Source organism: Micromonospora sp. NPDC050397, from assembly GCF_044901685.1.
Lineage (GTDB): Bacteria > Actinomycetota > Actinomycetes > Mycobacteriales > Micromonosporaceae > Micromonospora_G.
This window is the reverse complement of the sequence record NZ_JBJDPS010000017.1, coordinates 64,756-77,864: the sequence shown is the minus strand read 5'-3', so window position 1 is coordinate 77,864 and position 13,109 is coordinate 64,756. Positions and strand designations below refer to the sequence as shown.

Sequence of the window (13,109 nt, the reverse complement as noted above, 5' to 3'; positions counted from 1 at the left end):
CCCCTGGCCGGCGTGGGTCGCGCCGGCGGCGTACCCGTTGGCGGATTCGGCCCTGATCCGCCGGTCAGGGTCGCCGCACCGGCCGATACCCGGTTGGCCGCGCGGTCAGGTCGAAAGACAGATCACCGTCACCGCGTTCCGGAACGGCCGCTGAACCGGCATCGTCTGTTAGCAGCCGGCCGCCGAGTCGGCGGGCACCCAGGCAACGGCCCGAACCAGCGCGGTCGACGGGTGGCAGGACCAGTTCGGCGGACCGGCATCGTCGGGTAACGGGCGGCTGGGAGAGCGGTCCGAAGGCGGGGAGGGTTACATCATGTGGCGAAAGCGCATCAGCGTACTGGCGGTGATCGCGGCGATGGCCGTGGTCGGCGCGGCACCGTCGGCCTGGGCGGGCGGACAGGGCGATCCACTCTACGGCGACCTGAACGGCGACGGGGTCGGCGACCGCGCGGTCCTGACCTCCCACGACCTGGTCAACACGTGCGGCGTCGAGGTGTCCCTCGGCAACGGAACCGGCGGCTACGGTCCCGCCACGGCGTACGCCTACGCGGTGCCCGGCGTCCCGGACGGCAACTGCCCGGACATGGGCGTCGTCGTCGACCTGGGTGGCAACGGTACGGTCGAACTGGTGGTGACCTGGTTCACCCACCCGGTCGGGCCCAGCCCCGACCTGTTGGTCCTGCGCGACTACTCCACCGTGGACGGCTTCGAGGCGATCGCCGACGCCAGCTTCATCGGGTTGGACGACTTCAACGGCGACGGCCGGCAGGACGTCTACGTCTGGACCGACCAGGGCGACGGCTTCATGACCTTCCTGAACACCGCCTCCGGCCGGCTGGTACGCGGCCCGGTCGAGTTCACGTGCGGTGGTTACCCGGACTTCGTGCTGGCCGACCTCAACGGCAACGGAGCCACCGATCTCGTGCTCGCCTACCACCTCTGCCCGAGCCAGTACGAGAACGGCGTGGTGGTGGTGCTCGACGACGGCACCGAGATCCAGTTGCACGGCACCCCCGACTACTTCTGGGCCGTGGCGGTGCTCGACGCGAACGGCGACGGTAGGCCGGACGTGCGTACCACCAACTACGACACCGGCGAGGTCACCCACTTCATCGGCAACGGGCGGGGCGGCTTCGGCGCGGCACCGCTGGCCGACGACGACACCGCCTCGACCAAGGGCAACAAGAAGGTGGACATCCCGGTGCTGGCGAACGACCTCTACACCAGCGCCTCGAAAATCGTCATCGTGACCCCGCCGAAGTACGGCAAGCTCCAGATCACCAGCCGCCGTACGATCCTCTACACCCCGAACGGACTGCACACCCAGAGCGACAAGTTCGTCTACCGGCTCCTCACCGACGGCAAGGACGACATCGCCGGGGTGACCGTACGGGTCAAGAGCTGACGGTCCACTCCCGGAAGCCCCGGCCGGTTCCGCGACCGAGGTGACCGACGGTGACCAGTTGTTCCAGCAGCGGCGCGGGAGCCAGCCCCGGCTCCCGCGTCGCCCGGTAGACGCTCCGCTGGACCTCCAGGGCCACGTCCAGCCCCACCTCGTCGAGCAGTTCGAACGGGCCGACCGGGTAGGCACAGCCGAGCCGCATCGCGTGGTCGATGTCCTCGACGGTCGCGTACGACGCCTCCAGCATCCGGATCGCGTCGTTCAGGTACGGGAAGAGCAGCGCGTCGACCACGTACCCGGGCCGGTCGGCGCAGACCACCACGGTCCGACCGAGACCCACCCCGAACGTACGCGCGGCCGCCACCGCCTCCACCGAACTGCGGACGGTCCGCGCCACCTCGACCAGTTGCCGCTCGCCGACCGGGCGGGGAAAGTGCAGCCCGACCACGTCCGCCGGGCGACCACTCGCCATCGCCAGGTCGATCACCGGCAACACCGAGGTCGTGGTGGCGAACACGGTGCCGGGCCGGCAAACCTGGTCGAGCCGAGCGAAGAGCGCCCGTTTGACCTGCGGGTCGTCGGCGACCGCCTCGACCACGAGGTCGACCTCGGCCAGCGGGGTCAGCTCCGACTCCTCCCCGGTCAGCGTGACCACCCGGTGCCCGGCGGCGGCGAAGATCTCGGCCAGCGCGTCGGCGAGCGGCCCCGCCCCGACCAGCCCGACCGGACCCCGCGCGGCACCGCCGCCGGAGGCGGTCGGGGTCTCGCCGACCGGCACCGGAACGGCGGGCTCGACCACGGGCGGGGTCGTCTCGTCCGGCACCACCACCCCCGAACCCGGGCGCTGGTAGGTGTAGAAACCCCGACCGGACTTCCGCCCGAGCAGCCCGGCGGTGACCATCTGCCGGATCAGCGGCACGGGAGCGTGCCGCCGGTTGCGGCCACCGCGCCGGTACATCGTGTCCAGGATCTCGTACGCGGTGTCGAGGCCGATCAGGTCCAGCAGGGCGAGCGGACCCATCGGCAGCCCGGCACCGAGCCGCATCGCCGCGTCCAGGTCCTCCCGGGTCGCGTACCGGCTCTCGAACAGCTCGACCGCCTGGTTGAGATAGCCGAAGAGCAGGGCGTTCGCGATGAAGCCGGCCCGGTCGGCGATGGTCACGGCGACCTTGCCGAGCCGGGCGCAGAGCGCCTCGACGGCGTCGACCACCTCGGCGGCGGTGACCACCGTACGGACCACCTCGACCAGTTTCATCACCGGCGCCGGGTTGAAGAAGTGCAGCCCGACGACCTGCCGCGGCCGGCTGGTGGCGACCGAGATCTCGGTGACGCTCAACGAGGAGGTGTTGGTGGCGAGGATCGTGTCCGGGCGGCAGATCCGGTCGAGTTCGCCGAAGACCCGCCGCTTCAGGTCGAGGCGCTCGGGCACCGCCTCGACCACCAGGTCGACATCGGAGAGTGCGGCCAGACCAACGACAAAACGAACCCGACCGAGCAGCGCGTCCCGCTGCTCGGCGGTGAGCCTCCCCCGGGCGACCGCGCGGTCGGTGGAGCCGGCCAGGGTGGCCCGGCCCCGCTCCAGCGCCTCCTCGGAGATCTCCACCGCCAGCACCTCGACACCGTTGCGAGCGAACACCTCGACGATGCCGGCGCCCATCGTGCCCAGTCCGATGACGCCCACGCTGGTGATCTCGCCCGCCACAGCCGCCTCCACCGTTCCCGGGCCGCCCGTGAGTTGAACGGCCGCTAAGTCCCTGCCGGCGCAGTTAACCATGCTCCAACCCGACCGGCCGGTACGGGTCAGCGTTCGGCGGCGCCGGCCCCGTCCCGCCCGGCGGTCCCGCCACCCTCCCGGACCGCCGCCTCGATCGCGGCGGCGCCGCTCTCACCAAGGGCGATGGTGTAGTGGTTCACCCCGGAGACCGTCCGCTCGACCACACCCGGCAGCCAGGCGGTGGCGTAACCGGCGGGATAGAGCGGCTTGTCCGGCTCGTCCAGCAGACCCCGGGGCGACCGCAGGAAGACCGCCGGCACGGGCAGCGCCGCCGGCCGCACGCCGGGATAGGCGTACTGGTCGCGGGCGTCCCGGACGGCCGCCTCCAACTTGCAGGACGGACGCAGTTCGGGTGCCGTGCCGACCAGGTCGTAGTCGACGTACCGGACCATCGCGGGGGTCCAGTCGACGAAGGCCGGGTGCGTGCGCCACGTCTGTCGGTAGGACTCCGGGTCGGGAAAGGTCCTGCTCAGGCGGGTGAAGGCGGGGCCGACGGTGGCCGAGATGGCGGCCGACACGGCCTGCTCGTCGGCCGTCGGGTCCAGGCCGGGTGGGGCCGGCAGCGGGGCGCCGCCGTCAACCAGCACCAGTCGCCGGACGAGTTCCGGGTGACCGCGGGCCAGCTCGACGGCGACAAATCCGCCCATCGAGTGGCCGAGCACGACGGCCGGACCGCCGCCGTACGCCTCGATCACCCGGACCAGGTCGGCCGCGTGCCGGGCCATACCGTACGGACCCGGCAGGTCCCGGCTCCCACCCCGGCCGCGCAGGTCGACCGCGACCAGCCGGTGGTCGTCGCCGACCCGCTCGCCCACCACCGACCAGGCCAGGTGGGAGGAGGTGATCCCGTGTACGGCGAGCAGCAGCGGCCCGTCGCCGCCGCGTCCCCACTCGCCGACGGTCAGCTCACCACCGTCCACCGGCACCGTCCGCCGCAGGTACGGCACCCGCTCCCGCCCGGTGCCGGCCGCTCGTTCCGAGGTGCTGACGTCACCCGTGCCCGACCCCGCACCCGCGCCCGTTCCGGTCACGCGATCAGGTCCAGCAACGCGGCGGCGAACTCGGCCGGGCGCTCGACGTGCGGCGAATGCCCGCACCCGCCGTAGACGATCTCGCGGTACGCCCCACCGGCCGCCGCGTACCGCTCCAGCACCGCCCGGGTCTGTCCGACCATCGGCTGCGGCGGGCACTCGTCGGCGCCGGGCCAGCCGGGGACCAGGCCGAGTGAGCCGAGGTACGCCAGATCGAACAGCGAGGTGTCCGAGACGATCGCGTCGGCGTCACCGCGTACCCAGGTGATCGGCGGCTTGACCGGCGCGGAGACCAGCCGGTCGGCGATCCGGAAGTGCTTCGGCGCCATGGTGTTCAGCACACCCCGGTCACCCGGTCCGACACCCGGCCAGGTGGCGGTCGTGGTCGCGTCGCCCGGGTAGTTCGCCTCCCCGGTGGCGGTGCTCAACATGCTCTCCAGAAGCAGGTCCTCGTCGTCGCCGAAGACGGCCGGGTCGGCCACGTACGCGGTCCGCATGACGTTGCGGGGGCTGGTCGGTCCGTCCGCTCCCCGGTCCTTCGCCGCCAACCGGGTGACAAAGTCCACATTGGCGGTGCCGGCGCCGGTGCCGGCGAAGTCGGCGCTGGTCGGGGTGCCGTCCAGGTCCCGGGTGCCGCCGAAGCCGTACGGCGAGAGCGGCGATTCGAGCAGCAGCGCGCGGATCCGGTCCGAGTGGTCGACCAGCAGTTGCATGGCGACGCCAGCACCCATCGAGTGGGCGGCCACCACCGGGCGGGCACCCGGGGCGCCGAACAGACCCGGGGCGTCGAGCAGCGCGGCCACGTCGTCGGCGAAATCGGCCAGGCCACGGCTGGCGTCGACCGGCGCGGTCTCGCTGGCGCCGTAACCGCGCAGGTCGGGCGCGATGATCCGGAGGGTGGGCGGCAGGTGGCGCAGCAGCGGGCGCCAGAAGTCGGCGGACGAGCAGTTTCCGTGGATCAGCAGCACCGGACTGCCGTCCGCCGGCCCGGCGACAAGCACGTTCTGGGTGATGCCCCGGGCGGTGATGTTCACCTGTTCGGTTTCCATCCCCGCGATGGTGCCACTCCTCGCCGGGGCCGGCAGTGTGGCCTCCCCACATAAGCCGGCGGCCCGGTCATGGCGCCGGACGACGCCCGATCCGGCGGGAGGATCCACCCGAATCCGTCAGTTCAGCACCAGGTACGCCCAAGTCGCCCAGCCGGCCAACACCGTGCCGCCGCCGAAGAGCCAGAGCACCCGGCCGGCACGGCGACCGGTCGCCATCAACTGGGTCGGCGCGCCCAACGCGGCGGCGGTCGCCCCGGTGGCCGGCGCCGCCGGCTCGTCGGCCCGCCAGCGGGGCTGCTGCGGCGCGGTCCGGGTGTAGCGGATGGTGCCGACCGGATCGGTGAGCGCCGCCGAGGGGTCGAAAAACCGCAACTCCACGTGTCCGACCCGGATCCGGTCACCGTCTCGTAGCTCCCTGACCCGGTTGACCAGTTCGTCGTTCAGCCAGGTGCCGTTGGTCGACCCGTTGTCGGCCAGCAGGGCACGTCCCTGCGACAACTCCATCGTGGCGTGCCGCCGGCTCACCTTCCGGTCGTCGATCAGGACGTCAACGCCCTCCTCCCGCCCGATCGTGCGGGCCCCCGGCCGCAGCCGGAAGCTGGCCCCACGCAACGGTCCGTTGACCACCGTCAGCAGCGGCAACAGGTGCAACTCGTCCGTCATCGAATCTCCGCACGGCTCGTTCGCCGGACCGGCCCTCCCCCGAAGGCCGGTCGCCACGCCCCCCTTGGCGCCCCCGGTCAGCCTGACATCGAGCGGCTCCCATCTCCATTAACCGCAGGCCGGAGTTGTTCGTCCGGTGGGTGAATTCGAGTCACCGGTTCGGGTGGGGTTTGTCGATGTGTGTCGTGCGTTGGCCCACCGTGCCCGGCTTCGAGCGGTCAAGCTTGATCTCTGCGCCGGGCACGGTGGGCCAACGCCCTGCCCTCGTCGGGGAGGCGCGGTGGTTGGCGGCTACCCGTGAGTAATATTCGGGTTTAGACTTCCGCCATGACGGCTCTGCACGGTCCGGGCGTACTGGTGGTCGATCGCGGCGAGTTGGTGTCCACCCATCCCGCCACCGGGGCCGAGGTGGGCCGGTTCCCGGTGCTCGACGCGGACGGGCTGACCGGCCGGGTGGACCGGGCACGAACGGCCGCGACCTGGTGGGCCGGGCTGGGATTCACCGGGCGCCGAAGGCTGCTGCTGCGCTGGCGGTCACTGCTGGCGAACCGGATCGACGAACTCGCCGGGCTGGTCCACGCCGAGGGCGGCAAGCCGATCGCCGACGCCGTCGTCGAGATCGCCTCCGCGATCGAACACGTCGACTGGGCGGCCCGCAACGCCCGACGGGTGCTCGGCCCCCGCCGGGTCCGCTCCCGGCTCATCGTGGCCGAGTTCGCCGCCCGGCTCGAATACCAGCCGTACGGCGTCGTCGGCGTGATCGGACCATGGAACTACCCGGTCCTCACCCCGGTCGGTTCGATCGCGTACGCACTCGCCGCCGGCAACGCCGTGGTGCTCAAGCCGAGCGAGTACACCCCGGCGGTCGGGCAGTGGCTGGCCGACAGCTTCGCCGAGGTGGTGCCGGAGCAGCCCGTACTCCAGGTGGTGCACGGGCTCGGCGACGTCGGCGCCATGCTCTGCCGGGCCGGGGTGGGCAAGGTGGCGTTCACCGGGTCCACCGCGACCGCGCGCAAGGTGATGGCCGCCTGCGCCGAGTCGCTGACGCCGGTACTGCTGGAGGCGGGCGGCAAGGACGCGATGATCGTGGACGAGGACGCGGACCTGGACGCCGCCGCCGAGGCCGCGGTCTGGGGCGCGCTCACCAACGCGGGCCAGACCTGCATCGGCATCGAGCGGGTCTACGCCGTCGAGGGGATATACAACGACTTTGTGGCGAAGGTGGTGACGAAGGCGCAAAAGCTCACCGTGGGCTCCGAACCGGACGCACATCTCGGCCCGATCACCATGCCCGCACAGCTCGACGTGATCCGGCGACACATCGACGACGCCCTGGCTCGGGGCGGTCGGGCGGTGCTCGGCGGGGCCGACGCGGTGCAGCCGCCGTACGTGCGGCCGACCATCCTGGTGGACGTGCCGGAAGACGCGCTCGCGGTACGCGAGGAGACCTTCGGACCAACCCTCACCATCAGCCGGGTCGCAACCGCCGATGCCGCCGTGACCAGGGCAAACGCGGTGCCGTACGGGCTCGGCGGCTCGGTTTTCGGCAAGCGGCGGGCGGTCGAGCTGGCCGGTCGGCTGCGCTCCGGGATGGTGGCGGTGAACTCCGTACTCAGCTTCGTCGGCATGTCCACGCTCCCCTTCGGCGGAGTGGGTGACTCCGGCTTCGGCCGGGTCCACGGCGACGACGGGCTGCGCGAGTTCGGCCGGGCGAAGTCGATGACCGTACGTCGCGGACCGTCGCTGCTGCCCGCGATGACCTTCGAGCGCACCCCGGCACAGGTCGCGAAAATCGCAAAAGCCGTCAAAATAATGTACGGACGGTGACCCTTACGTGGCCGATCGTGGTCGATGAATAGGCGTTTCAGATATACCGGCTCAAGCTGACGTACCCCTACATTCCGTCAAGTGGGGATACACGCATTGCGATCTCGCCTGGTCGAGAACGAGGATTCGTTTGCTGCCCGCCGGCGCAGCAAACGGGCCACCTGGCTGGTCGAGACGTTCCCCGACCTGTCCCAGATGTCCATCATCGACCTCGGCGGTCGGGTGGAGACCTGGGCACGGGCGGCGGTACGGCCGAAGCACGTACACGTGGTCAACCTGGAGAAGCCGCCACCCGAGGTGCCGTCCTGGGCCGAGGTCGACCACGGTGACGCCTGCGCGCTTCCCCGTGACATCGCCGGCCGCCGCTACGACCTGGTCTTCTCCAACTCGGTGCTGGAACACGTCGGCGGCCACGAGCGGCGGGTACGGTTCGCCGAGTCCGTGCACCTGCTCAGCGACGCCCACTGGGTGCAGACCCCGTACCGCTACTTCCCGATCGAGCCACACTGGATCGCCCCGGGCATGCAGTTCCTGCCGGTCCGCTTCCGTACGCTGGTGGCCCGCCGGTGGCCGTTGGCCCACTCGCCGGCCAAGACCCACGAGGCCGCGATCCAGCAGGTGCTCTGGACCGAGCTGGTCGACCGCTCCCAGATGCGGCACTACTTCCCCAAGTCCGAGATCCGCACCGAGCGCCTGGTAACCCTCCCCAAATCCCTAATCGCCGTCCTAGGCGCCCCCAGGTGAAAGGAAGGGCCCCCTGTTATCGCTTTTTGTATAGGAAGGGGCCCTTGTTAACACCCGGGCGAGACCGCCGCCGAGCAGGCCGGCGGGCCGGCGGCATAGCGGGCCGGCGGCATGGCGGATCAGCGGCGCAGCGGGCCGACCGCGTGACGGATCAGCGGCGCAGCGGATCAGAAGAGGGTGAGTTCGTCGCGTTCGATGCCGCGTAGCCGGTCGTAGTCGACCGCGACGCAGCGGATGCCCCGGTCGGCGGCGAGCACCCGGGCCTGCGGCTTGATCTCCTGGGCGGCGAAGACACCGCGCACCGGGGCGAGCAGCGGATCGCGGTTGAGCAGTTCGAGGTAGCGGGTCAACTGCTCCACCCCGTCGATGTCGCCGCGCCGCTTCACCTCGACCGCCACCGTGGCCGAGGCACCGTCGCGGCAGAGCAGGTCGACCGGGCCGATCGCGGTCGGATACTCCCGGCGGATCAGGGTGAAGCCGTCTCCGAGCGTGGTCGGGTTCGCCGCCAGCAACTCCTGCAGGTGCGCCTCGACCCCGTCCTTGCGCAGGCCGGGATCGACCCCGAGCTCGTACGAGGTGTCCTGGAAGACCTCCTCCAGGGTGATCCGCAGCTCCTCGCCGGCCTTGTTCACCACCCGCCACACCCCGGGAGCCTCCTCCAGCCGACAGGGCGGGCTCATCCAGTTGAGCGGCTTGTACGCCCGGTCGTCGGCGTGGATCGACACCGACCCGTCGGCCTTGACCATCAACAGTCGGGTCGCCAGCGGCAGATGCGCCGAGAGTCGTCCGACATAGTCCACCGCGCATCGCGCTATCACCAACCGCACCCGACGAGGGTAGCGGAGCGGCCCGGCGACGCCCGCCGCGCACGCCGGCCGAACACCGACGTACGGGACCGGCCGATCGCCGACGTACGGGACCGGCCGATCGCCGACGTACGGGACCGGCCGAACACCGACGTACGGGACCGGCCGATCGCCGCCGGCCGGAACCCACCGACCGCCGCTGAGCGAAAGTCGTACCGCGGTGAGATGCTGACCGCGTGCTGGAAGCCCTCACCGGTACGGGTCTCGCCGCGTCGGCCGGCCTGAACGCGTACATCCCCCTCCTGACGATGGGACTGCTGTCCCGCTTCACCGGCCTGATCGACCTGCCCAGCGGTTGGCAATGGCTCTCCAACGGCTGGGTGCTGACGATTTTGGCGGTGCTCCTGGCGATCGAGGTCGTCGCCGACAAGGTGCCGGTGGTCGACCACGTCAACGACCTGGTCCAGACGGTGGTCCGACCGACCGCCGGTGGGCTGGCGTTCGGCGCGGGTTCCAGCTCCGAGACGGTGACGGTCAGCGACCCCGGCAGCTTCTTCTCCTCGAACCAGTGGGTACCGATCGTGGTCGGCGTGGTGATCGCGTTCGGCGTACACGCGGTCAAGTCAGCCACCCGGCCGCTGGTCAACGTCGGCACCGCCGGTTTCGGGGCACCGGTCGCCAGCACCGCCGAGGACGCGACCAGCGTCGTGATGTCGCTCGTCGCGATCGTCCTGCCGGTGTTGGTGCTGCTCTTCCTGGTCGGCTTCGTCATCCTGGTGCCCTGGGTGCTACGCCGCCGCCGAACGCGCAAACAGGAACGGGAGGCGGCCCGCGCCGCCGGCTTCCGCGTCTGACCGGTCCGGCCCGACCGACCCCCACCCCCCGGAGCGGGCGACCCCGCCCCGAACGGGTGACTCCGCACCCCCTTCCGGGTGGTGGGTTCCCTTGTGGGCGATGAGGTTTTCTCACCTCTGGCATGATCGGCGCCGTGAGCCGAACCCGGTCCCGTCTGCTGCTCGGCGCGCTGGTGCTGGCCGCCGTCATCGGCACCGCCACCAGCGCGGTCGCGCTGAGCAGGACGCTCTCGCCACCGGATCGCGCGGCCCGCGCGGGTTGGGTCCCGAGCGGCGTCGCCGACCCGGTCGGCAGCCCCACCGGCACTCCGGCGGGGCCGTCGAGCCGACCGGGCCAGACCGGCACGCCCACCCCGGACGGGTCCGGCGGCACCGGGCCGGGGCCGTCCCGCGCCGTCGCGCCGGGACCGACCGGAACCTCCGCGCCGGGCCCGGGTGTCCCCGGCGCGACCAGGGCGGGGACCCGGCCGCCGGTGGTCGACCACGGCCCGCGTACGGGAAACCGGGTCGCGCTCACCTTCGACGCCGACATGACCGACTCGATGCTCTACAACCTTCGGACCGGCAGGGTGAAGTCGTACGCCAACCTGCGCATCCTCGACCTGCTCGAACGCGAGGAGCTGCCGGCCACCTTCTTCCTCACCGGCAAGTGGGTCGAGCGTTATCCCGACCTCACCCGTCGACTGGCCGAGAATCCCCGCTTCGAACTGGCCAACCACACGTACGGACACCTGGCCTTCACCGGCAACTGCTACGACCTGCCCCGGGTCGCCACCACCGGGATGACCGAGGACGTGGCGAAGACGTTTCGGCTGATCGAGCCGTACGGCGGGCGGCAGACCCGCTACTTCCGCTTCCCGGGGCTCTGCCACGACGGCGCGGCGCTCGCCGCGCTGGCCCCGCTCGGTCTCACCGTGGTCGACGGCGACGTGGTCAGCGGCGACCCGTTCGCCACCTCGTGGCAGCCGATCGTCCGGGCGGTGCTGGACCAGGTACACCCCGGCTCAGTGGTGATCATGCACGTGACCGAGGCCAACGCGGAGATGACGGACGAGGCGCTGCCGCACATCCTGGCCGGGCTGCGCCAGCGCGGCCTGGTCCCGGCCCCCCTCTCCGAGGTACTCGCCGCGGCCTGACCCGCGCCGCCGGCCGGAAGCCGCCGGCCGGAAGCCGCGTCACTTTCGCCGGACCCCGGATCCTGGTCTTCGCGGGTCGGCGCGCATAGTGGTCGGCATGAGTGACCAGGCAGCGATCTCGGTGCGGGGCCTGCGCAAGTCGTACGGCGAGCACAGCGCCGTGGCCGGCCTGGACCTGACCGTGCGTACCGGCGAGGTGTTCGCCCTGCTCGGCCCGAACGGGGCCGGCAAGACCACCACGGTGGAGATCCTGGAAGGTTTCCGGCGCCGCGACGGCGGCGAGGTCAGCGTGCTCGGCGTCGACCCGGACAGCGCCGGCCAGGACTGGCGGGCCAGGGTCGGGATCGTGCTCCAGGGCACCGGCGAGTTCGACGACCTGACCGTGGGCGAGGTGGTCGATCATTTCTCCGCCTTCTACCCGAATCCAGACGATCCACAGCGGGTGATCGCCCGGGTCGGGCTGACCGAGAAGACCCGTGCCCGTACGCACACCCTCTCCGGTGGGCAGAAGCGCCGGCTCGACGTGGCCCTCGGCATCATCGGACGCCCCGAACTGCTCTTCCTGGACGAGCCGACCACCGGATTCGACCCGGAGGCGCGACGCGAGTTCTGGGAGCTGATCCGCGACCTGGCCGACGCCGGCACCACCATCGTGCTGACCACGCACTACCTGGACGAGGCGGAATCGCTCGCCGACCGGGTCGGCGTGATCGCCGCCGGTCAGCTCGTCGAGGTGGCCACCCCGGCCGAGCTGGGCAACCGCCAGCAGGCGCTTCCGGTCGTCTCCTGGCGTACCCCGGACGGGACGCCGCAGCACGCGGAGAGCGCGACGCCGACGGCGCTGATCGCCGAACTGGCCGGGCGGTACGGCGGCGAGGTGCCCGGCCTCACCGTGACCCGCCCGACCCTGGAAGACGTCTACCTGCGGATGATCGGACAGCGATGACCACCACCACGCGGACCGCCGACGTGGCGACCACGCCCCGCCGGACCGGCCCGGCGGCGCTCGGCCTGCGCCAGGGACGGCTGGAGCTGCGCCAGTTCCTGCGCAGCCGTGAGTCCGTGGTCTTCACCATGCTCTTCCCGGTGGTACTGATCCTGATCTTCGCCTCGATCTTCGAGGGCGAGATCGGGGGCGGGGTCCGGTTCACCCAGTATTTTGTCACCGGCATGATCGCGACCGGGCTGATGACCGTCGGGTTCCAGAGCCTGGCCATCCAGATCCCGATCGAACGCGACCGGGGTGTGCTCAAACGCCTGCGCGGCACTCCGATGCCGAAGTGGGTCTACTTCGTCGGCAAGATCATTATGGTGACCGTGATCGGCGTCGCCGAGACGGTCCTCCTGCTCGCCGTCGCGGTCCTCCTGTTCGACCTCGACCTGCCCGACACCGGCACGAAGTGGCTCACCTTCGCCTGGGTCTCCGTCCTCGGCATCACCGCCTGCACCCTCTGCGGCATCGCCTTCTCGTCACTGGCCCGCAGCGGCCGCAGCGCACCCAGTACGGTCACGCCGGTCGCCCTGATCCTCCAGTTCATCTCCGGCGTCTTCTTCGTCTTCACCGACCTGCCGACGTGGATGCAGCAGGTGGCGGCGATCTTTCCGCTGAAGTGGATGTGCCAGGGCCTGCGTTCGGTCTTCCTGCCCGCCTCGTTCGGTGCCCAGGAACCCGCCGGCTCGTACGAGTTGGGCAAGGTCGCCCTGGTGCTCGCCGTGTGGTGCGTTGTCGGCCTCGTCCTCTGCCTCCGCACCTTCCGCTGGACGACCCGTCGCGACGGTTGAGAACGTAGGTTGGGTTGGTTGTGGCCCACCGTGCCCGGCTC

General features: G+C 71.2%; 12 protein-coding genes. 7 read left to right on the top strand and 5 right to left on the bottom strand.

Features of this window, described 5'->3' with window-relative positions:
- The first annotated feature begins 313 nt into the window (after positions 1 to 313).
- Entirely contained in the window at positions 314 to 1,405 is a 1,092-nt protein-coding gene (locus tag ACI2K4_RS31740; protein WP_404516608.1) for an FG-GAP-like repeat-containing protein, read from the top strand.
- On the opposite strand, the gene ACI2K4_RS31735 is transcribed toward ACI2K4_RS31740, so the two are convergent.
- From ACI2K4_RS31735 to ACI2K4_RS31720, 4 genes are all read right to left on the bottom strand, one after another.
- Complete coding sequence (locus ACI2K4_RS31735; RefSeq protein WP_404516606.1) at positions 1,395 to 3,104, bottom strand: 3-hydroxyacyl-CoA dehydrogenase family protein; 1,710 nt, start codon at positions 3,102 to 3,104, stop codon at positions 1,395 to 1,397. The genes ACI2K4_RS31740 and ACI2K4_RS31735 overlap by 11 nt on opposite strands.
- 98 nt (positions 3,105 to 3,202) lie before the next feature.
- The gene (locus tag ACI2K4_RS31730) at positions 3,203 to 4,207 is read right to left on the bottom strand and encodes an alpha/beta fold hydrolase (protein ID WP_404516604.1); all 1,005 of its coding nucleotides are present in this window, start codon (positions 4,205 to 4,207) and stop codon (positions 3,203 to 3,205) included.
- A complete protein-coding gene (locus tag ACI2K4_RS31725) occupies positions 4,204 to 5,256 on the bottom strand; it encodes an alpha/beta fold hydrolase (RefSeq protein WP_404516602.1) in 1,053 nt (350 codons plus the stop codon). The genes ACI2K4_RS31730 and ACI2K4_RS31725 overlap by 4 nt, the downstream gene beginning before the upstream one ends.
- Before the next feature lie 117 nt (positions 5,257 to 5,373).
- On the bottom strand, positions 5,374 to 5,919 hold the full coding sequence (locus ACI2K4_RS31720; protein ID WP_404516600.1) for an FHA domain-containing protein: 546 nt from the start codon (positions 5,917 to 5,919) through the stop codon (positions 5,374 to 5,376).
- 327 nt (positions 5,920 to 6,246) lie between these two features.
- Here ACI2K4_RS31720 and ACI2K4_RS31715 point away from each other — a divergent pair, with 327 nt between their 5' ends.
- Entirely contained in the window at positions 6,247 to 7,746 is a 1,500-nt protein-coding gene (locus ACI2K4_RS31715) for an aldehyde dehydrogenase family protein (protein ID WP_404516598.1), read from the top strand.
- 81 nt (positions 7,747 to 7,827) lie between these two features.
- Positions 7,828 to 8,490, top strand: coding sequence for a class I SAM-dependent methyltransferase (locus ACI2K4_RS31710; protein WP_404516596.1), 663 nt, complete (start codon positions 7,828 to 7,830; stop codon positions 8,488 to 8,490).
- A gap of 167 nt (positions 8,491 to 8,657) precedes the next feature.
- Here ACI2K4_RS31710 and nucS read toward each other — a convergent pair whose 3' ends face one another.
- Complete coding sequence (nucS, locus tag ACI2K4_RS31705; RefSeq protein ID WP_404516594.1) at positions 8,658 to 9,317, bottom strand: endonuclease NucS; 660 nt, start codon at positions 9,315 to 9,317, stop codon at positions 8,658 to 8,660.
- A 215-nt stretch (positions 9,318 to 9,532) separates the two neighbouring features.
- Between nucS and ACI2K4_RS31700 the strand changes: the two genes are divergently transcribed.
- The 4 genes from ACI2K4_RS31700 (at position 9,533) to ACI2K4_RS31685 (ending at position 13,068) form a co-directional block, all read left to right on the top strand.
- Positions 9,533 to 10,150, top strand: a complete 618-nt coding sequence (locus ACI2K4_RS31700) for a DUF4126 domain-containing protein (protein ID WP_404516592.1) — start codon at positions 9,533 to 9,535, stop codon at positions 10,148 to 10,150.
- Positions 10,151 to 10,284: 134 nt separating this feature from the next.
- A complete protein-coding gene (locus ACI2K4_RS31695) occupies positions 10,285 to 11,286 on the top strand; it encodes a polysaccharide deacetylase family protein (protein WP_404516590.1) in 1,002 nt (333 codons plus the stop codon).
- 97 nt (positions 11,287 to 11,383) lie between these two features.
- Entirely contained in the window at positions 11,384 to 12,232 is an 849-nt protein-coding gene (locus ACI2K4_RS31690; protein ID WP_404516587.1) for an ABC transporter ATP-binding protein, read from the top strand.
- Positions 12,229 to 13,068, top strand: coding sequence for an ABC transporter permease (locus tag ACI2K4_RS31685; RefSeq protein WP_404516586.1), 840 nt, complete (start codon positions 12,229 to 12,231; stop codon positions 13,066 to 13,068). Before ACI2K4_RS31690 ends, ACI2K4_RS31685 begins: the two co-directional genes overlap by 4 nt.
- Positions 13,069 to 13,109 lie beyond the last annotated feature (41 nt).

Coding starts and splice junctions, on each gene's coding strand:
- ACI2K4_RS31740 (WP_404516608.1), top strand. CDS start 314: ATGTGGCGAAAGCGCATCAGCGTACTGGCGGTGATCGCGGCGATGGCC.
- ACI2K4_RS31725 (WP_404516602.1), bottom strand. CDS start 5,256: ATGGAAACCGAACAGGTGAACATCACCGCCCGGGGCATCACCCAGAAC.
- ACI2K4_RS31720 (WP_404516600.1), bottom strand. CDS start 5,919: ATGACGGACGAGTTGCACCTGTTGCCGCTGCTGACGGTGGTCAACGGA.
- ACI2K4_RS31715 (WP_404516598.1), top strand. CDS start 6,247: ATGACGGCTCTGCACGGTCCGGGCGTACTGGTGGTCGATCGCGGCGAG.
- ACI2K4_RS31690 (WP_404516587.1), top strand. CDS start 11,384: ATGAGTGACCAGGCAGCGATCTCGGTGCGGGGCCTGCGCAAGTCGTAC.
- ACI2K4_RS31685 (WP_404516586.1), top strand. CDS start 12,229: ATGACCACCACCACGCGGACCGCCGACGTGGCGACCACGCCCCGCCGG.